16 protein-coding genes are annotated in these 22,365 nt (G+C 72.8%); 7 read left to right on the top strand and 9 right to left on the bottom strand.

Annotated elements, in window-relative coordinates; translation table 11 throughout:
- Positions 1–88: 88 nt before the first annotated feature.
- The 6 genes from BSL84_RS11935 to BSL84_RS11910 form a co-directional block, all read right to left on the bottom strand.
- A complete protein-coding gene (locus tag BSL84_RS11935) occupies positions 89–1,012 on the bottom strand; it encodes a siderophore-interacting protein (RefSeq protein ID WP_075970322.1) in 924 nt (307 codons plus the stop codon).
- Between the two features lie 107 nt (positions 1,013–1,119).
- Positions 1,120–2,160, bottom strand: a complete 1,041-nt coding sequence (locus tag BSL84_RS11930) for an ABC transporter substrate-binding protein (protein ID WP_030025922.1) — start codon at positions 2,158–2,160, stop codon at positions 1,120–1,122.
- Positions 2,161–2,333: 173 nt separating this feature from the next.
- On the bottom strand, positions 2,334–3,494 hold the full coding sequence (locus BSL84_RS11925) for an acyl-CoA dehydrogenase family protein (protein WP_030025921.1): 1,161 nt from the start codon (positions 3,492–3,494) through the stop codon (positions 2,334–2,336).
- 7 nt (positions 3,495–3,501) lie between these two features.
- The gene (locus BSL84_RS11920; protein WP_045321895.1) at positions 3,502–4,419 is read right to left on the bottom strand and encodes a hydroxymethylglutaryl-CoA lyase; all 918 of its coding nucleotides are present in this window, start codon (positions 4,417–4,419) and stop codon (positions 3,502–3,504) included.
- An 11-nt stretch (positions 4,420–4,430) separates the two neighbouring features.
- The gene (locus BSL84_RS11915) at positions 4,431–6,479 is read right to left on the bottom strand and encodes an acetyl-CoA carboxylase biotin carboxylase subunit (protein WP_075970321.1); all 2,049 of its coding nucleotides are present in this window, start codon (positions 6,477–6,479) and stop codon (positions 4,431–4,433) included.
- 26 nt (positions 6,480–6,505) lie between these two features.
- Positions 6,506–8,122, bottom strand: a complete 1,617-nt coding sequence (locus tag BSL84_RS11910; protein ID WP_075970320.1) for a carboxyl transferase domain-containing protein — start codon at positions 8,120–8,122, stop codon at positions 6,506–6,508.
- A gap of 98 nt (positions 8,123–8,220) precedes the next feature.
- On the opposite strand from BSL84_RS11910, the gene BSL84_RS11905 reads away from it, so the two are divergent.
- Entirely contained in the window at positions 8,221–8,799 is a 579-nt protein-coding gene (locus BSL84_RS11905) for a TetR/AcrR family transcriptional regulator (RefSeq protein WP_030026244.1), read from the top strand.
- Positions 8,800–8,855: 56 nt separating this feature from the next.
- On the top strand, positions 8,856–9,662 hold the full coding sequence (locus BSL84_RS11900) for a phosphatase (protein ID WP_045321877.1): 807 nt from the start codon (positions 8,856–8,858) through the stop codon (positions 9,660–9,662).
- 181 nt (positions 9,663–9,843) lie between these two features.
- Here BSL84_RS11900 and tesB read toward each other — a convergent pair whose 3' ends face one another.
- The 3 genes from tesB to BSL84_RS11885 all read right to left on the bottom strand — a co-directional run bounded on the left by tesB (position 9,844) and on the right by BSL84_RS11885 (position 13,414).
- Positions 9,844–10,719 (bottom strand): acyl-CoA thioesterase II, encoded by an 876-nt coding sequence (gene tesB / locus BSL84_RS11895; RefSeq protein ID WP_030026230.1) that lies wholly within the window; start codon positions 10,717–10,719, stop codon positions 9,844–9,846.
- Between the two features lie 6 nt (positions 10,720–10,725).
- A complete protein-coding gene (locus tag BSL84_RS11890; protein WP_030026229.1) occupies positions 10,726–11,883 on the bottom strand; it encodes an acyl-CoA dehydrogenase family protein in 1,158 nt (385 codons plus the stop codon).
- A 127-nt stretch (positions 11,884–12,010) separates the two neighbouring features.
- Entirely contained in the window at positions 12,011–13,414 is a 1,404-nt protein-coding gene (locus BSL84_RS11885) for a PucR family transcriptional regulator (RefSeq protein WP_045321876.1), read from the bottom strand.
- A gap of 116 nt (positions 13,415–13,530) precedes the next feature.
- On the opposite strand from BSL84_RS11885, the gene speB reads away from it, so the two are divergent.
- The 5 genes from speB to BSL84_RS11860 all read left to right on the top strand — a co-directional run bounded on the left by speB (position 13,531) and on the right by BSL84_RS11860 (position 22,317).
- Positions 13,531–14,493 carry an agmatinase gene (gene speB / locus BSL84_RS11880; RefSeq protein ID WP_030032703.1) on the top strand — a complete coding sequence of 321 codons (963 nt, stop codon included), beginning with the start codon at positions 13,531–13,533 and terminating at the stop codon, positions 14,491–14,493.
- Positions 14,494–14,511: 18 nt separating this feature from the next.
- Positions 14,512–16,197: a thiamine pyrophosphate-binding protein gene (locus BSL84_RS11875; RefSeq protein WP_075970319.1), complete on the top strand. Its 1,686-nt coding sequence runs from the start codon at positions 14,512–14,514 to the stop codon at positions 16,195–16,197.
- 246 nt (positions 16,198–16,443) lie between these two features.
- Entirely contained in the window at positions 16,444–20,295 is a 3,852-nt protein-coding gene (locus BSL84_RS11870) for an ABC transporter ATP-binding protein (protein WP_075970318.1), read from the top strand.
- 204 nt (positions 20,296–20,499) lie between these two features.
- On the top strand, positions 20,500–20,799 hold the full coding sequence (locus BSL84_RS11865) for a hypothetical protein (RefSeq protein ID WP_234308388.1): 300 nt from the start codon (positions 20,500–20,502) through the stop codon (positions 20,797–20,799).
- Positions 20,800–20,883: 84 nt separating this feature from the next.
- The gene (locus BSL84_RS11860; RefSeq protein WP_075970317.1) at positions 20,884–22,317 is read left to right on the top strand and encodes a S28 family serine protease; all 1,434 of its coding nucleotides are present in this window, start codon (positions 20,884–20,886) and stop codon (positions 22,315–22,317) included.
- Positions 22,318–22,365: the final 48 nt, after the last annotated feature.

The raw sequence follows: 22,365 nt of genomic DNA, 5'->3' as shown, positions 1-22,365 counted from the left end.
GCCTAACCTAACAGAATGGCCAAATGGAGATGGGCCCCGGCCGGAACCAGGACCCATCTCGAACTGCGGTGTGCTGAAGGCGAACTGACTACAGCTCGGAGGCCGGGTCCTCGCTGGGCGCCTTGCCCGCGTACGCCTCGGCGAGCAGCTGCTCCTCGCTCGCGCCGAGCCGCCAGTAGCCGGTGAAACGCACCGAGCGGCGGTCGACGGAACGTTCCTGCACAAAGTGGCGGCGTACCGCGCGCACCGTGCCCGCCTCGCCCGCCAGCCATACGTACGGAGCCCGGGCGACCGGCGGCTGCGCCGAGCGGAGCGCGTCCAACACCCGGGCGGGCCGCTCCCCGTCGCCGCCGCCGCGCACGATCCACGTGATGTCCGCGTCGGCGAGCGTGTCGAGGCCGAGCCGGTCGTCCTCGTGCGGGACCTCGAACCAGGCCCGCACCCGGATGCCCGCGGGCAGCCGCTCCAGGATCGCGGCCGCGGCCGGCAGGGCGGTCTCGTCCGCGTACATCCAGACCGCGTCGGCGTCGGCCGGGGCCTGGAAGCGCACGGACTTGTTCTCGGCGACGGCCGGGCCGATCGCCTGGAGCCGCCGGCCGGCGCTCGCGCGCCCCGCCCAGTGGGAGGCGGGGGAGGAATCCCCGTGCAGCACGAAGTCGATGTCGACCTCGACCGCGCCCGCGGCGTCGCGCCGCTGCCCGCGCACGGTGTAGGAGCGCATCACCGGCCGCTCCGCGTCCGGCATGCCGCGCCATGCGGCGAACCAGGTGTCCTCGTCCGTGGACGCAAGCTCGGTGTGCTCCACGCCGGACGGCGGCAGGAAGAGCGACAGGCTCTGGTCGAAGCCGCCCGACCGGAACTCCGCAAGGGATTCACCGCCGAACGTGACCCGCAGGAAGGAGTGGCCCAGGCGGCGCGTGCGGAGCACTTCGAGCGTGAAGAAGCGGAAGTGCGCCACGGCCGGGCTGTCGGACGCGGTGTCGGACGCACTGTCGGACGCGGTGGCGGTCATGCGGAAAGTCCCCCTGGTGTCGGTACGGCCCGAAGCGGGTCCAGGGCGTGTCCGCGTGGACACGCCCTGGGAGCGGGCGCCCGGGGTCACCGGGCGCCACGCGAGGGTCAGGCGACCTTCTTGGCGTTCTGGATGGCCTTCGCGAGGTCTTCGAGGATCTGGGCGCACTTGTCGTACGAGTAGATCGGCTCGGTGGTGCGCGGGGCGACCTGGCCGGCCTTCACGGCGGGCATCTCGGCCCAGGTGGCCTTGGCCTTCAGCTCCTCCGGCTGCAGGGTGCCGGTGCGGTTGTCGAGCAGGATCAGGTCGGCCTTGTACTTGCCGGCGTTCTCCCAGCTCAGGCTCTCGAAGAAGCCGCCCTCGTCGAGCTTTTCGGGGGTGATGAACTCGACGCCGAGGGTCTTGAAGTACTTCAGGTCTGCCGAGGTGTCCGCGGTGGAGGCGTAGAACAGGTCGGCGGAGCCGGAGCCGGCGAGGACCTTGATGCCCGGGTTGGCCTTGGTGGCCTCGCGGACCTTGGCGGCGGCGGCCTCGAAGCGGGCCTTGCCGTCGACGGCGGCCTTGGCGTTCATGTCGGCGCCCAGCGACTTGGCGAGGTCCGCCGTGCGCTCCAGGGCCTTGTCCATGGAGACGTTGCCGCCGACGCCGATCGCGGCGTGCGGGGCCAGCTTCAGGATCTTGTCCTTGGAGGCCTCGGGCACGTACCAGTAGGTGCCGTCCCAGGTGTTGGTGACGAGCAGGTCGGGCTGGAGGGAGGCGTACTTCTCGACGTTGAACTCGTCGTAGACGTTGCCGATGACCTCGACCTTGGAGACGTCCATCGAGCCGGCCTGGACGTCGGGCTTGCCGTCGGCGGTCGTGGTCGGGCCGAAGACGCCCTTGACCTTGACGCCGTAGTCGTACAGCGCGGCGGCCGTACCGGTGAACGCGACGATGTTCTTCGGCGTGGACTTGGCGCTGACGTCCTTGCCCAGGTCGTCCTTGAAGGTCCAGGCGCCGGAGGACGCGGCGGCGGTGCTGCCCTTGTCGCCGTCGCCCTTCGCCGTGTCGGTGCCGCCGCACGCGGCGAGCACGGCGACGAGGCCGAGGGCACCACCCGCGGCGACGAAGCCGCGACGGGTGAAGGAGGAGCTGCGGGACTTGGGCATAGTTCGATGTCCGTTTTCGTGCGTACCGGGGCGGCCACCAGCGTGCCGTTCGTGGGGAAGGTTAGCCTAACCTTGGCCGAAAACGGTAAGGGGGCCCTAAGTTTTTTTCGGGCCCCCTCACGCCTCACGGCTCCGCACGGGCATGCGAACCAGCCCGCGAACCAGCCCGCGAACTAGCCCGCGAAGCCCAACTCGCGGGCGATCAGCATGCGCTGGACCTCGCTGGTGCCCTCGCCGATCTCCAGGATCTTCGAGTCACGCCACATTCGAGCCACCGGGTACTCGTTCATGAAGCCGTAGCCGCCGTGGATCTGCGTCGCGTCACGGGCGTTGTCCACGGCCACCGTGGAGGAATACAGCTTCGCGATCGCCGCCTCCTTCTTGAACGGCTCGCCGGCCACAAGGCGCGACGCCGCGTCGCGCCAGCCGATCCGCGCCATGTGGGCGCGCATCTCCATGTCGGCCAGCTTGAACTGGATGGCCTGGTTGTCGCCGATCGCCTTGCCGAAGGCGTGCCGCTCCCGGGCGTACTTCACCGACTCGTCCACACAGCCCTGCGCGAGGCCCGTGGCGAGCGCCGAGATGGCGATCCGGCCCTCGTCGAGGATCCGCAGGAACTGGGCGTAGCCGCGGCCCTCCTCGCCCACCAGGTTCGCCAGCGGCACCCGGACGTCGTCGAAGGAGAGCTCACGGGTGTCCGAGGAGTTCCAGCCCACCTTCGAGTACGGGGCGGCCACCGTGAAGCCCGGAGTGCCGGACGGGACGATGATCGAGGAGATCTCCGGGCGGCCGTCCGCCTTGCGGCCCGTCACGGCCGTGACGGTGACCAGGCCGGTGATGTCCGTACCGGAGTTGGTGATGAAGCACTTCGAGCCGTTGATCACCCACTCGTCGCCGTCCTTGACGGCGGTCGTACGGGTGCCGCCGGCGTCCGAGCCGGCGCCGGGCTCCGTCAGGCCGAAGGCGCCCAGCACCTCGCCCGAGCACAGCTTCGGCAGCCACTGGCGCTTCTGCTCCTCGCTGCCGAAGAGGTACAGCGGCATCGCACCGAGGGAGACCCCGGCCTCCAGGGTGATGGCGACCGAGGAGTCGACGCGGGCCAGCTCCTCCAGGGCGATGCCGAGGGCGAGGTAGTCCCCGCCCATGCCGCCGTACTCCTCCGGGAAGGGCAGGCCGAACAGGCCCATGCGGCCCATCTCGGCGACGATCTCGTAGGGGAACTCGTGCCGCTCGTACAGGTCGCCGATCTTCGGCGCGACCACGTCGTGGGCGAACGCCTCGACGGTACGGCGGAGTTCCTCGTGCTCAGGGGTGAGCCGGTGGTCGAGGGACATGGTGTGACTACTCCTTGTGGGAGAGGGCGCGGACGGTACGGGAGGGGCTGGGGCGCCCCAGCTGTTCGGCCATCCACACGCTCGTGGCGGTGAGGGCGGCCAGGTCGACGCCGGTCTCGATGCCGAGACCGTCGAGCATCCACACCAGGTCCTCGGTCGCGAGGTTGCCGGTGGCGCTCTTCGCGTACGGGCACCCACCGAGGCCGCCCGCGGAGGCGTCGACGGTGGTGACCCCGTGCTGGAGCGCGGCGAGGGTGTTGGACAGGGCCTGGCCGTAGGTGTCGTGGAAGTGCACGCCGATGCGGTCGGTGGTGACACCGGCCTCGTTCAGCGCGGACAACAGGGCCTGGACATGGCCCGGGGTGGCGACGCCGATCGTGTCGCCGAGGCTCAGCTCGTCACAGCCGAGGTCGAGCAGGGCCTTGGCCACGGAGACGACCTGGTGGACCGGGACGGCGCCCTCCCAGGGGTCGCCGAAGCACATCGACAGATAGCCGCGCACATGCGCCCCGCCCTGCCGGGCGCGGGCCACGACCGGCTCGAACATGGCGAGGGACTCGGCGACGGTGCGGTTGAGGTTGCGGGCGGCGAAGGTCTCCGTCGCCGAACCGAACACCGCGATACGGGTGGCCCCGAGGGCGAGCGCGCGGTCCAGGCCTCGCTCGTTGGGCACCAGGACGGGAAGCGCGGCGTCCACGTCGGCGAGCAGCGGGAACAGCTGCTCGGCGTCGGCGAGCTGGGGCACCCACTTGGGGTGCACGAAGCTGGTCGCCTCGATCGTGGTCAGGCCGGCGGCGGCCAGGCGGCGGACGAACTCCGCCTTGACCTCCGTCGGGACGGCCGTCTTCTCGTTCTGCAGGCCGTCGCGGGCGCCGACCTCGTGGATGCGGACCCGGGCCGGCAGGCCGGGGGCCGGGACGTTCATGGGCAGCCCGATCACGCGCCCTCCTCCTCGTCCGGGGTGACGACGGCCAGCACCTGGTCCATCGCGACGGTGGTGCCGGGCGCGACGTCCAGCTCGGTGACCGTGCCCGCGTGCGGGGCGGAGATGACGTGCTCCATCTTCATCGCCTCGACGACCAGCAGGCTCTGACCGGCCGCCACCTTGTCGCCGACGGCCACCTTGACGACGGTGACGGTGCCGGGCATGGGGGCGGCGAGGGTGTCCGCGCCGCTGCGTCCGCCGCCGCTGAGGTTCGCCGCGACGGGGTCGTACGCCTGCACGTGCCAGGAGTCGGCATCGCGGCCGAGCCAGGTCCCCTCCGGGGAGGTGGCGTGGGTGAAGCGGTGGGTGACGCCGTCGAGTTCGATGGTGACGGTGCCGGTGGTGCGGTCGACGATCCGGGCGCGGGCCGGTGCCTCCCCGGGGCTCTGCCCCGGACCCCGCGCCTCGATCGCCGCCGGCGAGGCCGAGAGTGCGAGCTCGGTGTCGGAGCCGGAAGGCCGGGTACGGACCTCCACCGGGTCCTGGCCCGGCAGGCGGAAGTAGTGCACCGTCCAGGCGGGCGTGCCGCCCAGGCGCCAGCCGTTGCCGGCGTCGAACGGATCGACCCACCCCGTCGCGCGCGGCTCCGGGGCGGTGCCCTCCAGCAGTGCGGCGGCGGCGTAGACCTCCGGCGGGACGCCCTCCGGCAGCAGCCCGGAAAGGTCCCGCTCCACCAGCCCGGTGTCCAGGTCGCCCGACACCACGTCGGGGTGCGCGAGCAGCCGCCGCAGGAAACCGGCATTGGTCTGCACGCCCAGGATCACCGTGTCGGCGAGCGCCGCCCGCAGCATGCGCAGGGCGGCCGGGCGGTCCGGTCCGTGGACGATGACCTTCGACAGCATCGGGTCGTACGTCGACCCGACCGGGACACCCGCCGTCAGGCCCGAGTCCGTACGGACCGCGCCGCCCGACGGCTCCGACAGGGCCAGGACCGTACCGCCGGACGGCAGGAAGCCCCGCGCCGGGTCCTCCGCGCAGACGCGGGCCTCGATGGCGTGCCCGGTCAGCCGGATGTCGTCCTGGGTGACGGGCAGCGCCTCGCCGGAGGCCACCCGCAGCTGGAGCTCGACCAGGTCCAGGCCGGTGACCAGCTCCGTCACCGGGTGCTCGACCTGGAGACGGGTGTTCATCTCCATGAAGTAATAGGAGGACGGGTCGCCGCCGGGGACGATGAACTCCACCGTGCCCGCGCCGACGTATCCGCAGGAGCGGGCCGCGTCCACGGCCGCCGCGCCCATCGCCGCCCGGGTCTTCTCGTCGAGCAGGACCGATGGGGCCTCCTCGATGACCTTCTGGTGCCGGCGCTGGAGGGAGCACTCGCGCTCGCCGAGGTGCACCACGTTGCCGTGGGCGTCCGCCAGTACCTGGATCTCGATGTGCCGGGGTCGGTCCACCCACCGCTCCACCAGGAGGGTGTCGTCGCCGAAGGACGAGCGGGCCTCGCGGCGGGCCGCCGCGATCTCGTCGGCCAGCAGCGCCTCGTCCCGGACGAGCCGCATGCCCTTGCCGCCGCCGCCCGCCGAGGGCTTGAGCAGCACCGGCATGCCGATCTCCGAGGCGGCCGCCACCAGTTCGGCGTCGGTCAGGCCGCTGCCGGAGGAGCCGGGGACCACGGGCACGCCCGCCGCCTTCACCGTCTCCTTCGCGCGGATCTTGTCGCCCATCAGGGAGATGGCGGAGGCGGGCGGCCCGATGAAGGCCAGCCCGGCGTCGGTGCAGGCCTGCGCGAAGGCGGCGTTCTCCGCGAGGAAGCCGTAGCCGGGGTGCACGGCCTCGGCACCCGTCCGCTTCGCGGCGTCGAGCAGCCGCTCCACCGACAGGTAGCTCTCCGCGGCCGCCGCAGGGCCGATCCGGACGGCCGTGTCGGCCTCCCGTACGTGGCGGGCGTCCGCGTCCGCGTCGCTGAAGACGGCCACGGAGCGGATGCCGAGCTCCCGCAGGGTGCGGATGACCCGGACCGCGATCTCGCCGCGGTTCGCGACCAGAACAGTGCTGAACATCAGTGAGGTCCTCACGTCACATCACGTCACATACGGAAGATGCCGAAGCCCGAGTCGCCCAGCGGGGCGTTCGCGCACGCGGTCAGGGCCAGCCCCAGCACCTGCCGGGTCTCCATGGGGTCGATGACCCCGTCGTCCCACAGCCGCGCCGTGGCGTAGTAGGCGTTGCCCTGCTCCTCGTACTGGGCGCGGACCGGCGCCTTGAAGGCCTCCTCGTCCTCGGCGGGCCACTCCTGGCCGGCGCCCTCGATCTGGTCGCGCTTGACCGTCGCGAGGACCGAGGCCGCCTGCTCGCCGCCCATGACGGAGATCTTGGCGTTGGGCCACATCCACAGGAAGCGGGGCGAGTAGGCCCGGCCGCACATCGAGTAGTTGCCGGCGCCGTACGAGCCGCCGACCACGACCGTCAGCTTCGGGACGCGGGCGCAGGCGACGGCGGTGACCATCTTGGCGCCGTGCTTGGCGATGCCGCCGGCCTCGTAGTCGCGGCCCACCATGAAGCCGGAGATGTTCTGGAGGAAGAGCAGCGGGATGCCGCGCTGGTCGCACAGCTCGATGAAGTGGGCGCCCTTCTGGGCGGACTCGGCGAACAGGATGCCGTTGTTCGCGATGATGCCGACCGGGTGGCCGTGGATCCGGGCGAAACCGGTGACCAGCGTCTGGCCGAACTCGGACTTGAACTCCTGGAAGCGGGAGCCGTCCACGACCCGCGCGATGATCTCGCGGGCGTCGTAGGGGGTGCGCGAGTCGACGGGCACCGCGCCGTACAGCCCGGCCGGGTCCACCTTCGGTTCCTCCGGAGCCTCCACCGACCAGGGCAGGGCCCCGCGCCCGGGCAGGGTCGCCACGATGTTCCGTACGATCCGCAGCGCGTGCGCGTCGTCCTGCGCGAGGTGGTCGGTCACACCGGAGACCCGGGAGTGGACCTCGCCGCCGCCGAGCTCCTCGGCCGTGACGACCTCGCCGGTCGCGGCCTTCACCAGCGGCGGGCCGCCGAGGAAGATCGTGCCCTGGTTGCGGACGATGACGGCCTCGTCGCTCATGGCCGGGACGTACGCGCCGCCCGCGGTGCAGGAGCCGAGGACGGCGGCGATCTGCGGGATGCCGGCGCCCGACATGCGCGCCTGGTTGTAGAAGATGCGGCCGAAGTGCTCCCGGTCGGGGAAGACCTCGTCCTGCATCGGCAGGAAGGCGCCGCCCGAGTCGACCAGGTAGAGGCAGGGGAGACGATTCTCCAGCGCCACCTCCTGGGCGCGAAGGTGCTTCTTGACGGTCATCGGGTAGTACGTGCCGCCCTTGACGGTGGCGTCGTTCGCGACGATCACGCACTCGCGGCCGCTGACCCGGCCGATGCCCGCGATGACCCCGGCGGCCGGCGCGGCGCCCCCGTACATCCCCTCGGCGGCCAGCGGGGCCAGCTCCAGGAATGGGGAGCCCGGGTCGAGGAGGGTGTCCACGCGGTCGCGCGGGAGGAGCTTTCCGCGGGCGGTGTGGCGGGCGCGGGCCTTCTCGCCGCCGCCGAGCCGGGCCGCGCCGAGCCGGGCGCGCAGGCCCTCGCTCAGCTCGCGGTGGGCGGCCTCGTTGGTCCGCCAGGCCTCGGACGCCGGGTCCGCGGCGCTCGTCAGCACTGGTGCCTGCTGCATCGGTCGAGCTCCCTTGCTCGTTCCAGGCGGTTAATGAGCGTTAACGCTCGTGAGCTCAGGTTAACGACCGCTAACGGCCCTGTCTAGAATGGTTTCCCATGAGCACCAGAGCGGCCGCCCCGACCCGACGCGAGCAGATCCTCAGCGAGGCCGCCCGCCTCTTCGCCGCGCGCGGCTTCCACGGCGTCGGCGTCGACGAGATAGGCGCCGCGGTCGGCATCAGCGGCCCCGGCCTGTACCGGCACTTCGCGGGCAAGGACGCCATGCTCGCCGAGCTGCTCGTCGGCATCAGCGAACGGCTCCTCACCGGCGGCCGGCACCGGGTCGCGGAGGCGGCCGGAGACCCGGGCCGGGTCCTGTCCTCCCTCATCGACGGCCACATCGACTTCGCACTGGACGACCGGGCGCTGATCACCCTGCACGACCGGGAGCTCGACCGGCTGCGGGAGGCCGACCGCAAGCTCGTGCGCCAGCTGCAGCGCCAGTACGTGGAGTTGTGGGTGGAGGTCGTACGGGAGCTGCACCCCGAGGTGGGCGAGGCGGAGGTACGGGTCGCCGTCCACGCGGTCTTCGGCCTGCTCAACTCCACCCCGCACCTGGGCGCCCTGGGGCGGGAGGCCACGGAGGAGCTGCTGCGCCGCCTGGCCCACGGATCGTTCGGGGCGCTGTCGGCATGACCCGGGGCGTCCGCCGACCGGAATGGACGCGCCGCCTCCGGCCCGGCGGCGGCAGAATGGCCCGTATGCCGAAGCCGATAGAGACGTCCGTACCCACCCGCGCCGAACTCGTCGACCACCTGGTCCGCACCCGGATCGCGGGACAGGTCGCGACGCCGCGCGATAACAACCTCTCCCACTACCGCAAGCTCGCCAACGGCGACCGGCACTACTGGCTGGGCCTGGAGCTCGGCGACCGCTGGAGCGACGAGCAGGACGTGCTCGCCGTGATGGCGGAGCGCTGCGGCGTCGTGGACGACCCGGGCTTCCGCTTCGGCCAGGACACCATCGACCCCGAGCTGACCGTGGCCGGCCTGGACCGGATGGCGGCGCGGCTGCGCAAGGCGGCGGCCGACCGGCAGAGCGTCCTGCTGGCCACCGGCCACCCGGGCGGGCTGCTGGACGTCCACCGGGCGACGGCGGCGGCCCTGCGCGCGGCGGGCTGCGAGATCGTGGTGATCCCGCAGGGACTGGTGGCGGACGAGGGCTCGGTGTGGCAGTTCGCGGACGTCGCGGTGCTGGAGCGGGGCGCGACCCTGTGGCACACGCACTCGCCGGAGCCGATGGCCGCGATCCTGGACGGCCTGACGGCGTCGGGCCGCCCCCAGCCGGACCTGGTCGTCGCCGACCACGGCTGGGCGGGCTGCGCGGCCCAGCGCGGTCTCGACGCGGTCGGCTACGCCGACTGCAACGACCCGGCGCTCTTCCTCGGCGAAGCCGAGGGCACCCTCCAGGTCGCGGTCCCGCTGGACGACCACGTCCGCGACCCCCGCTACTACGACCCGCTGGTGGCCTACCTCCTGAACGCGGCGGGTCTGCTCTGACGCGGCGGACCCGCGGCAGACAGCGAAAAGCCCCGGCCGGGAATCCCGGCCGGGGCTTTCGGCTTTCCACTGTCGACCTCGCTCAGCTCAGAGCGGTCGGGGCGACGGCGACGAGTGCCCGGCATCCGCAGGCCCGGGCCAAACGGGAGCCGCCGCGCCGGCGGATGCCGCGCCGCGTCCGTCAGGGGCGGGGGATGCGGACCACGCCCTCCTGGATGACCGTGATCGCCAGGTGGCCGTCCTGGGTGTAGATGCGGGCCTGGCCCAGGCCCCGGCCGCCGTGGGCCGACGGGGACTCCTGGTCGTACAGCAGCCATTCGTCCGCGCGGAAGGGCCGGTGGAACCACATCGCGTGGTCCAGGGAGGCGCCGACCACGTCGCCCACGGCCCAGCCGCCGCGCCCGTGCGCGAGCAGGACCGCGTCGAGCAGGGTCATGTCGGAGACGTAGGTGGCCAGGCAGGTGTGCAGCAGCGGGTCGTCCGCGAGCTTGCCCTGGGTGCGGAACCAGACCTGCGAGTGCGGCTCCAGCGGTTCGCCGACCGTGCCCCAGGGCGGGGTGGTCGCGTACCGCAGGTCCACCGCGCCGCGCGCTTCGAGCAGCCGCTCGACGGTGCCCGGGTCGCGGAAGATCTCCCGGTACGGCGGCAGGGCCTCGGCGGCCGTCGGCAGGGACTCGGGGTCCGGTGCCGCCGGCATCGGGACCTGGTGCTCCAGCCCCTCCTCGTACGTCTGGAAGGACGCGGAAAGGTGGAAGATCGGCTGCCCGTGCTGGACGGCGACCACGCGCCGGGTGGTGAAGGAGCGTCCGTCGCGGATCCGGTCCACGGAGTAGACGATCGGCGCGCCGGAGTCGCCGGTGCGCAGGAAGTACGAGTGCAGCGAGTGCGGCAGACGGTCCGCGGGCACCGTGCGCCCGGCCGCGACCAGGGCCTGGGCGGCCACCTGGCCGCCGAAGACACGCGGCACCAGGGAGGTGCGGCTGGTGCCGCGGAAGATGTTCTCCTCGATCTGCTCCAGGTCGAGCAGATCGAGGAGATCCGTCAGTGCCTCGTTCAACGGGACTTACAGACCCATCGACTTGGCGATGATGGACTTCATGATCTCGCTGGTGCCGCCGTAGATGCGGTTGACGCGGTTGTCGGCGTACAGGCGGGCGATCGGGTACTCGTTCATGTAGCCGTAGCCGCCGTGGAGCTGGAGGCAGCGGTCGATGACGCGGTGCGCGACCTCGGTGCAGAACAGCTTCGCGGACGCGGCCTCGGCCGGGGTCAGCTCGCCGGCGTCCAGGGCCTCCAGGGCGCGGTCGGCGACGGCCTCGGCGGCGTCCACCTCGGCCTGGCAGGCGGCCAGCTCGAACTTGGTGTTCTGGAAGTGCGCGACGGGCTTGCCGAAGACGGTGCGCTCCTGCACGTACTGCTGGGCGAACCGGACGGCGGCCTTGGCCTGGGCGTACGCGCCGAAGGCGATGCCCCAGCGCTCGGAGGCGAGGTTGTGGCCGAGGTAGTAGAAGCCCTTGCCCTCCTCGCCGAGCAGGTCCTCGACCGGGACCTTGACGTCGACGAACGCCAGCTCGGCGGTGTCGGAGGTGCGCAGGCCCAGCTTGTCGAGCTTGCGGCCGATGGAGTAGCCCTCGGACTTGGTGTCCACGGCGAAGAGGGAGATGCCGAAGCGGCGGTCCTCGGCGCTGGGGGCGGAGGTGCGGGCGCAGACGATCACGCGGTCGGCGTGGACGCCGCCGGTGATGAAGGTCTTGGCGCCGTTGAGGACGTAGTGGGTGCCGTCCTCGGAGAGCTTGGCGGTGGTCTTCATGCCCGCGACGTCGGAGCCGGTGCCCGGCTCGGTCATGGCGAGCGCCCACATCTCCTCACCGGAGACGAAGTTCGGCAGGAAGCGCTTCTTCTGCTCGTCGGTGGCGAGCATCTTGATGTAGGGCAGGGCGAGCAGCACGTGCACGCCGGAGCCGCCGAAGTTCACGCCGGCGCGCGAGGTCTCCTCGTAGAGGACGGCCTCGAACTTGTGGGTGTCCAGACCCGCGCCGCCGAACTCCTCGGGCACGTTGATGCCGAAGACGCCCAGCTCGCCGAGCTTGTGGTAGAAGTCGCGCGGCGCCTGCCCGGCCGCGAACCACTCGTCGTAGACGGGGACGACCTCGGCCTCGATGAAGGCGCGGATGGTCTCGCGGAACGCCTCGTGGTCCTCGTTGAACACCGTACGGCGCACGGCCGGCTCCCTTCGTCGCGGCGGTCCGCCGCCTAAATTAAGCGCTTGCTCAGACTAAGTTACCGACGAGTTGGCCACGCTGTCCAGATCTGGTCGCACGCGCGTACGTCACATCCGCCCGCGGGTGTCACACCTCCGTGCGCCGCAGCGCGAACCACAGCTCCATCCGGACGTCCGGGTCGTCCAGGTCCCGCCCCAGCAGGACCGCGCAGCGCGCCACCCGCTGGCGCACGGTGTTGCGGTGCACCCCCAGGCCGGCCGCCGTGCGGTCCCAGCTGCCGTGGTGCGCCAGCCAGGCCCGCAGGGTCTCGCGCAGCGCGGGCGCCAGCGGGCCGAGCAGGGCCTCGGCGTGCGCGCGGGCCTCGGCCTCGCCGACCAGGCCCGCGAACCAGGCGTCGGCGTGCCGGGCCAGCGGGGCGCGGGCCGCCTCCGCACGCTGCAGGGCTCGCCCGGCCTGCGCGTCCGCCGCGGCCAGGGCGTCCGGCACCGCGGGGGCGCTCACCCCCAGCCGCCAGCCCGGCTGCGCTCCCGGCTCCCGGTCGGTGAGCAGCCGTACGCCGCCCTCGTGCGGGTCCAGCAGTACGGTGCCCAGCGCGGCCGCGAGGGCCTGCGGATCCCCGGCGCCGCGGGCGTGGACGGCGTACCACGGCCCGGCGGTCAGGGCCGCGGCCGGATCGCCGTCGAGCAGGAGCCGGGTCAGGGCCGCGGCCTCGGCCCCGGCGGACCGCTCGGCCGTGAGCAGGGTCAGCAGGACCGCGGCCACCGAGGCGACGGTGTGGTCGCCCGGCGTGCGGGCCGGCGTCGCGGTGCCCAGCGCGGCCCGTCCGGCCAGGGCGTAGGCGGCCAGGTGGTGTCCGCCCGCCCGGTCCGTGGCGGTGGCGGGCCCGCCCTCGCGGCCCACCCGGGCCAGCAGCGCCGACAGCGCCTCCCGGGCCGGGGCGGGCAGGTCCGGGCCGGCCGTCCGGCCGCCCGGCCACAGGGCGACCGCCCCGCCCAGGCTCGCGGCGAGCCGGGCCAGCACCGCCGGGACCGGATCGGGCCGGGCCGCGGCCGCGGCCAGGGCCTGCTGGGCCTCGGTTGTGCGGCGCAGCTCGCGGGTCCGGGCCTCCGCCGTCAGCCGTCCCACCGCGCGGGCGACCGCCGAGAACGGGGTCCGCGGCGGAACCTCCAGCAGCGGCAGCCCGTGCCGGGCGCAGGCCTCCGCCAGCGCGGCCGGGACCTCCTCGTGCACCGGCGCCACGCCGAAGCCGAGGGCCGCCGCCCCCGCCCCGGCCAGCCGGGCCGCGTACCCGTCGGGGTCCTCGGCGGGGCCGGCCCCGGCCGTCAGCAGCAGCTCGCCGCCGAGCAGGTAGGGGGAGGGGTCGGGCATCTCGGAGGCGTGCACGCCGTGCACCCCGGCGGCGGCCGGACCGGCGAGGTGGCGCAGGCCCAGCTCCCGGTCGGCGAGCAGTGCGGCGAGCGGTACCGGCGGGGTGAGCGGCTCCCCGGCGGGGCCGTTGCCGTAATCCGGGTCTCGGGGAGCGGCAGACATGGATGCTCCATACACATCAGCAGGGCCAGATGGATGAAACGTACACTCCCCACCCTCCTGTGGCCCGCTTACGCTCGAAGTACCGCACACGTCAGGCCAGAGAAAGAGGCACAGCCATGAGCACGCAGCCGCGCGGACCCGTCGACTCCTCCCGCATCCCGCGCTACGCGGGCCCGGCGACCTTCGCCCGGCTGCCCCGCCTCGACGAGGTCGGCTCCGCCGACGTCGCCGTCGTCGGCGTGCCCTTCGACTCCGGCGTCTCCTACCGCCCCGGCGCCCGCTTCGGCGGCAACGCGATCCGCGAGGCCTCCCGCCTGCTGCGCCCGTACAACCCGGCGCAGGACGCCTCCCCCTTCGCCCTGGCGCAGGTCGCGGACGCCGGTGACATCGCGGTGAACCCCTTCAACATCAACGAGGCCGTCGAGACGGTCGAGGCCGCCGCCGACGAGCTCCTCGCGGGCGGCTCCCGCCTGATGACCCTCGGCGGCGACCACACCATCGCGCTCCCGCTGCTGCGCTCGGTCGCGAAGAAGCACGGCCCCGTCGCGCTGCTGCACTTCGACGCGCACCTGGACACCTGGGACACCTACTTCGGCGCCGAGTACACCCACGGCACCCCGTTCCGCCGCGCCGTCGAGGAGGGCATCCTCGACACCGAGGCGCTCTCCCACGTCGGCACCCGCGGACCGCTGTACGGCAAGCAGGACCTCGACGACGACGCCAAGATGGGCTTCGGCATCGTCACCTCGGCCGACGTCTACCGCCGCGGCGCCGACGAGGTCGCCGACCAGCTGCGCCAGCGCATCGGCGACCGCCCGCTGTACATCTCCATCGACATCGACGTGCTGGACCCGGCGCACGCGCCCGGCACCGGCACCCCCGAGGCGGGCGGCATGACCTCCCGCGAGCTGCTGGAGATCATCCGCGGCCTGTCCTCCTGCAACCTCGTTTCCGCCGACGTGGTCGAGGTCGCCCCGGCGTACGATCACGCCGAGATCACCTCGGTCGCGGCCTCGCACACCGCGTACGAGCTCACCACGATCATGAGCCGCCAGATCGCGGCGGCGAAGGCGAAGTAGGAAGGGCACCGCGCACCCGTGACGCACGACCACGACCTGGTACTCCGTCCCACCGAGGCCCAGACGGCCGCCGCCCTGGCCCCGCCGCCGGGGCGGACGGGCGGGGACCTGGTCGTGGAGACGCTGCGTTCGCTGGGCGCCACCACCGTCTTCGGGCTGCCCGGGCAGCACGCCCTCGGCCTCTTCGACGCGGTGGGGCGCTCCGACCTGCGCCTGGTCACCCTCCGGGTGGAGAACAACGCCGGGTTCGCGGCGGACGCGTACGGGCGGATCACCGGTGAGGCGGCGCCGCTGCTGCTGTCCACCGGCCCCGGCGCGCTGACCGCCCTGCCGGCCCTGGCGGAGGCGGCGGCGGCCTCCGCCCCCGTCCTCGCCGTCTCCTCCCAGGTCCCTGTCGCCGGGCTCGGCGGAGGGCGCCGCGGCCACCTCCACGAGCTGCGCGACCAGGCCGCGTCCTTCCGGGAGGTGGTCAAGTCCGTCCACGAGGCCCGCACCCCGTCCCAGATCCCCTCGGTGATCGCCGAGGCCTGGGAGTCAGCGCTCACGGCCCCGCACGGCCCGGTCTGGGTGGAGATCCCGGAGGACGTCCTGCGGTCGGAGACGATCGTCCCGCAGGTCACGGGCACGGACGCGACCCCGCACGAGCTCGCCCCGCGGCCCGAGCTGACGGCGGTGGCGGCCCACTGGCTGGCGCGCGCGTCCCGGCCGGTGATCATCGCCGGCGGCGGGGTGGTCCGCTCCGACGCGTCCGGCAAGCTCCGGCAGCTCGCCGAGCGCCTGAACGCCCCCGTGGTCACCACCTTCGGCGGCAAGGGCGCCTTCCCCTGGACGCACCCGCTGTCCCTCCAGTCCTGGCTGGAGGACCGCCACATGACGGACTTCCTCGAAGACGCCGACGTGCTCCTTGTCGTCGGCTCGGGCCTGGGTGAACTGTCGTCGAACTACCACACCTTCTTCCCCACGGGCCGCGTCGTCCAGATCGACGCCGACCTCGGCAAGCTGGAGTCCAACCACCCCGCCCTGGGCATCCACGCGGACGCCCGCCTGGCCCTCCAGGCGCTGCTGGAGACGGTGCCGGAACGGCAGGACGACCACGCTCCCGAGCGGGTCCGGATGGTCCTGGAGGACATCGCCGCCCGCCTCGCGGACCAGGACCTGGCCCTGGAGCAGTCCCTGCTGGCCTCGATCCGGTCCGCGCTGCCGGCCCGCTCCCCGTCCTTCTGGGACATGACGATCCTGTCCTACTGGGCGTGGTCCGCCTTCGACGCCAAGCACCCGAACGCCATGCACTCGGCGCAGGGCGCCGGCGGCCTCGGCTACGCCTTCCCGGCGGCCCTCGGCGCGTGCGTCGCCGAGCCCGGCACCCCCGTCCTCGCCGTCTCCGGGGACGGCGGCGCGATGTACTCGCTCGCGGAGCTGGCCACCGCCCGGCAGCACGGCCTCGACGTCACCTGGCTGATCGTGGACGACGGCGGCTACGGCATCCTGCGCGAGTACATGACCGACGCCTTCGAGGGCCGCACCACCGGTACGGAACTGACCCGCCCCGACTTCGCCGCCCTGGCGGAGTCCTTCGGCGTGCCGGCCGCCACGACCACCCCCGAGTCCCTGACGGCCGACCTCAGGAAGGCCCTCTCCACCCCCGGCCCCTCGGTCCTGGTCCTCCCGGCCACTCTCAGGATGTTCGCCCCGACCCACCTGTGAGCGCCCGGCCGGCGGCGACCTTCCGACACCTGTGACCTTCCGAAGCCTGTGACCCTTCGGCCACCTGTGGCCGTCCGACATCTGAGCCCCCCCGGGAGCGGCGTGCGACCCGGGCGGCCCAACGGCGGGCCTCCCCGGGTGCGCCGGAGCCGCCGTGCGTACACGTTCGAATGGTTGCGGCGGGATGAAATCCGCCGGTCGGGGCGTTCCCGCTTCCGGCAGGCAGCACCGAACGGGGAGGCCTACGTGGCGGCGGCACAGACAGCGGCGGGGGAAAAACAGGGCTGGGCCAGGAGGCTGGCCGCCTACACCTGGCGGTACAAGGCGAACGTGCTGCTCGCCCTCGGGTCCTCCCTGGCGGGCATGGCCGTGATGGCACTCGTCCCCCTGGTCACCAAGGTGATCATCGACGACGTCATCGGTGACGGGACCCGGCCCATGGGCCCCTGGGCCGGGACGCTCATAGCCGCCGCCCTCCTCGTGTACGCCTTCACCTACATACGCAGGTACTACGGCGGACGCCTCGCCCTCGACGTGCAGCACGACCTGCGCACCGACATGTACGACACCATCTCCCGGCTCGACGGGCGCCGCCAGGACGAGCTGTCCACCGGGCAGGTCGTCGGACGCGCCACCACCGACCTCCAGCTCATCCAGGGCCTGCTGTTCATGCTCCCGATGACGATCGGGAACTTCCTGCTCTTCGGGATATCCCTGGGGATCATGCTGTGGCTGTCGCCGCTGCTGACCGTCGTGGCGCTGCTGATGGCCCCCGCACTGTGGTTCATCGCCAAGCGCAGCCGCAAGAAGCTCTTCCCCGCCACCTGGTACGCGCAGGGCCGGGCCGCCGCCGTCGCGAGCGTCGTCGACGGGGCCGTGACCGGCGTACGCGTCGTCAAGGGCTTCGGGCAGGAGGAGCAGGAGACCGACAAGCTCCGCGAGGCCGGGCGGCGGCTCTTCGCCGGACGACTGCGGGCCATCCGGCTCAACTCCCGCTACACCCCCGCCCTCCAGGCCGTGCCCGCCCTCGCCCAGGTCGCCATGCTGGCGCTCGGCGGCTGGATGGCCACCGAGGGACAGGTCACCCTCGGCACCTTCGTCGCCTTCTCCACCTACCTCGCACAGCTCGTCGGCCCCGTCCGCATGCTCGCCATGGTCCTCACCGTCGCCCAGCAGGCCCGCGCCGGCGTGGAGCGCGTCTTCGAGCTCATCGACACCGAGCCCGCGATCTCCGAGGGCGAGCTCGAACTGCCCGCCGACGCGCCCGCCACCGTCGAGTTCGAGGACGTCCGCTTCGGCTACGACCCCGAGCGGCCCGTCCTCGACGGCTTCTCGCTCTCCGTCGCGGAGGGCGAGACCGTCGCCGTCGTCGGCGCCTCCGGCAGCGGGAAGTCCACCGTCTCGCTCCTCATGCCGCGCTTCTACGACGCCGACCGCGGCACCGTGCGCATCGGCGGCCACGACGTCCGCGAGCTGACCTACGCCTCCCTGCGCGGCGCGATCGGCCTCGTCCCCGAGGACTCCTTCCTCTTCTCCGACACCATCCGCGCCAACATCGCCTACGGCCACCCGGACGCCACCGACGAGCAGATCGAGGCCGCAGCCCGCGCCGCCCAGGCCGACGGCTTCGTCCGGGCCCTGCCGGCCGGGTACGACACCAAGGTCGGCGAGCAGGGCCTGACCCTCTCCGGCGGCCAGCGCCAGCGCATCGCCCTGGCCCGGGCCATCCTCACCGACCCCAGGCTGCTGCTCCTCGACGACGCCACCTCCGCCGTGGACGCCCGCGTCGAGCACGAGATCCACGAAGCCCTGCGCGCGGTCATGGCCGGCCGGACCACCGTGCTGATCGCCCACCGCCGCTCCACGCTCGCGCTGGCCGACCGGATCGCCGTACTGGACCGCGGGCGGCTCGCCGAGATCGGCACGCACGAGGAGCTGGAGAAGCGCTCGCCGCTCTACCGCAGGCTGCTGACCGACCCCGACGCGCTCGGCGCCGGCTCGCCGCGGACCCCGGACGCCCTCGCCATGGCCGAGTTCGAGAGCGACCTCGACCGCGACATCGAACGCGACATCGAGTTCGAGGCCGAGATCGACTCCGAGCCCGTCAACGCCAAGCGCAGGGTCCCCGCCGGGATCACCCCCGAGCTGTGGCGCCGCCGCGAGGAGCCCGAGGCGGCCACCGCCGGCGCCCCCGCGGCCGCCGTCGGGGCGCCCGGAGCCGGCCACTCCATGGCCGGCGCGGTCGCCGGCATGCCCGCCACCCCCGAACTGCTCGCCCAGGTGGCCGCGCTGCCGCCCGCCGACGACCGGCCCGACGTCGACGAGACCCGCGCCGCGGCCGCCGAGGAGAGCTACGGCCTGCGCCGCCTGCTGAAGGGGTTCTGGGCGCCGCTCGCCATCAGCCTCGCGCTCGTCGCCGTGGACGCGGGCGCCGGCCTGCTCCTGCCGATCCTGATCCGCCACGGCATCGACCAGGGCGTGGAACAGGCCGTGGTCGGCGCCGTCTGGGCGGCCGCCGGGCTCGCCCTCGCGGTCGTCGTCGCCCAGTGGGCCGCGCAGTTCGCCGAGACCCGGATGACGGGCCGCACCGGCGAGCGCGTGCTGTACGCGCTCCGGGTCAAGATCTTCGCCCAGCTCCAGCGGCTCGGCCTCGACTACTACGAGCGCGAGCTGACCGGCAAGATCATGACCCGGATGACCACGGACGTGGACTCGCTCTCCACCTTCCTGCAGACCGGGCTCGTCACGGCCGTCGTCTCCGTCTTCACCTTCTTCGGGATCCTCGTCGCCCTGCTCGTCCTCGACGTCGAGCTCGCCCTGATCGTCTTCGCGACCCTGCCCGTCCTGGTCGTCGGGACGATCGTGTTCCGCCGCAGGTCCGTCGCCGCCTACGAGCTCGCCCGCGACCGGGTCAGCCTGGTCAACGCCGACCTCCAGGAGTCCGTGTCCGGTCTGCGGATCGTCCAGGCCTTCCGCCGCGAGGGCTCCGGCGCCACCCGCTTCGCCGAACGCAGCGACTCCTACCGCCAGGCCCGGGTCCGCGGCCAGTGGCTGATATCGGTCTACTTCCCGTTCGTGCAGCTGCTGTCCTCGGCCGCCGCGGCCGCCGTGCTGATCGTCGGCGCGGGCCGGGTGGAGGCCGGGACACTCACCACCGGCGCGCTGGTCGCGTACCTGCTCTACATCGACCTGTTCTTCGCCCCGGTCCAGCAGCTCTCCCAGGTCTTCGACGGCTACCAGCAGGCCACCGTCTCCCTCGGCCGCATCCAGGACCTGCTGCGCGAGCCCACCACCACCCCGCGGCCCGAGAAGCCGCGCGAACTGCCCGCGCTGCGCGGGGAGATCGCCTTCGAGGACGTCCGCTTCCGGTACGGGACGGCCGCCGAGCGCGGCGAGACGGCCGAGGCCCTGGCCGGCATCAGCCTGCGCATACCCGCCGGCCAGACCGTCGCCTTCGTCGGCGAGACCGGCGCCGGCAAGTCCACCCTGGTCAAGATGGTGGCCCGGTTCTACGACCCGACCTCCGGGCGGATCACCGCCGACGGCGCCGACCTGCGCGAGCTCGACCTGACGGCCTACCGCCACCGGCTGGGCGTCGTCCCCCAGGAGTCCTACCTCTTCCCGGGGACCGTCCGCGACGCCATCGCCTACGGACGCCCCGACGCGAGCGACGCGGAGGTGGAGGCAGCCGCCCGCGCGGTCGGCGCCCACGCCATGATCGCCACCCTCGACGGCGGCTACTTGCACACCGTCGCCGAGCGCGGCCGCAACCTCTCCGCGGGACAGCGCCAGCTGATCGCGCTGGCCCGCGCCGAGCTCGTCGACCCGGACGTGCTGCTGCTCGACGAGGCCACCGCCGCCCTGGACCTCGCCACCGAGGCGCAGGTCAACCAGGCGACGGACCGGCTCGCGGGCAAGCGCACCACCCTGGTGGTGGCGCACCGGCTGACCACCGCCGCGCGCGCCGACCGGGTCGTGGTCATGGACCGCGGCCGCGTCGTCGAGGACGGCTCCCACACCGAACTCCTGGCGCGCGGCGGCCGGTACGCCGAGCTGTGGCGCACCTTCGTCGGGGAGGACGAGCCCGCCGCGGCCTGACGGGCGGCCGGCCGGGTCCTTGTCCGGCGCAACCTTCCGGGGCGTCCGGGCGTCGTACGTGCGTGCGCACATCGACCGCGTGCGCGACCGATCGGGGGGCTGATGGTGCAGGGGTGGAGCGGGCGGAGGCGTCGGGCCGCGTCACTGGGAGCGCTCACAGCAGCCCTGTGGCTTTGTGTCGGCGGGCTGTTCGCCGGGCCTCCCGTGCAGGCCGCGAGCGGCGGGTGCGCGGGGCGGCTCGCGCACACGGTGGCCTTCGGCGAGGGCGAGCTGCGCGTCTACAAGAGCCGCAACCGGGCCTGCGCGGTGACCGTGGCCCGGGCGCCCGGCGAGCGGCGGCGGATGGCGGTGAGCATCCAGCCGCGCGGCGGCGCACCGGTGCACGAGGCGGGGCGGTTCACCCGGTACGCCGGGCCCGTCAGCGTGGGGGCGATCAGCCGCTGTGTGTATGTAAAGGGGGGTATGGGAGCCGGGTCGGCCGACTCCGGCTGGATCCTGTGCTGAGGGACAGTCCCAACTGAGTCTGTTCAGTGGCGTGTTGGCCCCGCTAGGTTCACGGCGACCGAAGTGAACTCAAGGGGAGGGCGAATGCGCAAGACGCTCGGATGGCTGCTGTCGCTCGTGGTGCTCATCGGCACCATGGGTGCGGCCGGCACCACGGCACAAGCGGCCACCGCCGCGGAGCCGGCGGCCGCCGCGGACATCAAGGACCAGATCCTCGGCATTCCCGGGATGAGCCTGATCGAGGAGAAGCCGTATCCCGGCTACCGATTCTTCGTGCTGAACTACGAGCAGCCGGTCGACCACCGGCAGCCGTGGAAGGGCACCTTCAAGCAGCGCCTGACCCTGTTGCACAAGGACGTCTCCCGGCCGTCGGTGTTCTTCACCTCCGGCTACAACGTCAACACCAACCCGCGCCGCAGCGAGCCGACGACCATCGTCGACGGCAACCAGGTGTCCATGGAGTATCGATTCTTCACGCCCTCCCGGCCCGACCCGGCCAACTGGGCCCACCTGGACATCTGGCAGGCCGCCAGCGACCAGCACCGCATCTTCACCGCCCTAAAGAAGATCTACAAGAAGAACTGGCTGGCCACCGGCGGCAGCAAGGGCGGCATGACGGCGACGTACTACGAGCGCTTCTACCCGCGCGACATGGACGGCGTCGTCGCCTACGTCGCGCCCAACGACGTCGCCGACAAGGAGGACTCGGCCTACGACCGGTTCTTCGCCAAGGTCGGCACCAAGGAGTGCCGCGACAAGCTGAACGCCGTGCAGCGCGAGGCACTGCTGCGCCGTGAGCCGCTGGAGGCCAGGTACGCGACCGCCGCCGCCGAGAACGGCTGGACCTTCAACACCATCGGCAACCTCGACAAGGCCTACGAGGCCGTCGTCCTCGACTACGTGTGGGCCTTCTGGCAGTACAGCCTGCTGGCCGACTGCGCCGCGATCCCGGCCGCCGCCACCGCCTCCGACCAGGATATCTGGGACTCCATCGACGCGATCTCCGGCTTCTCCGCCTACACCGACCAGGGCCTGGAGACGTACACGCCGTACTACTACCAGGCGGGCACCCAGCTCGGCTCGCCGAACATCAAGCAGCCGCACCTGGGCAACCTGAGCCGCTACGGCTACCAGCCGCCGCGCAACTTCGTGCCCCGCGACATCCCCATGGCCTTCCAGCCCGGAGCCATGGCCGACATCGACAGGTGGGTGCGCGACCACGCGAACCAGATGCTGTTCGTGTACGGGCAGAACGACCCGTGGGGCGCCGAGCCGTTCCGCATCGGCTACGGAGCCCGCGACAGCCACGTGATGATCGCGCCGGGCGCCAACCACGGGGCCAACGTCGCCAAGCTCCTCGACGGCGAGAAGGCCCTCGCGACCGCCAAGATCCTCCAGTGGGCCGGGGTGGCTCCGGCCGCGACGCTCGCCGACACGGGCCGGGCGGCGCCGCTGGCGGCCCCGGACGCCGAACTCGACCGCCGCGACCTGGAACGCGAGCCGCAGCTGCGCCCGTAAGGCGGTAGCAGCCACAGGCGAGGGCGTGTCCGCGGTCCGTGCGGGCAC

The sequence above is a fragment of the Streptomyces sp. TN58 genome, assembly GCF_001941845.1.
Taxonomy (GTDB): Bacteria; Actinomycetota; Actinomycetes; order Streptomycetales; family Streptomycetaceae; genus Streptomyces.
The sequence above is the reverse complement of the archived record's forward strand: the minus strand, read 5'-3'. Positions and strand labels throughout refer to the sequence as shown.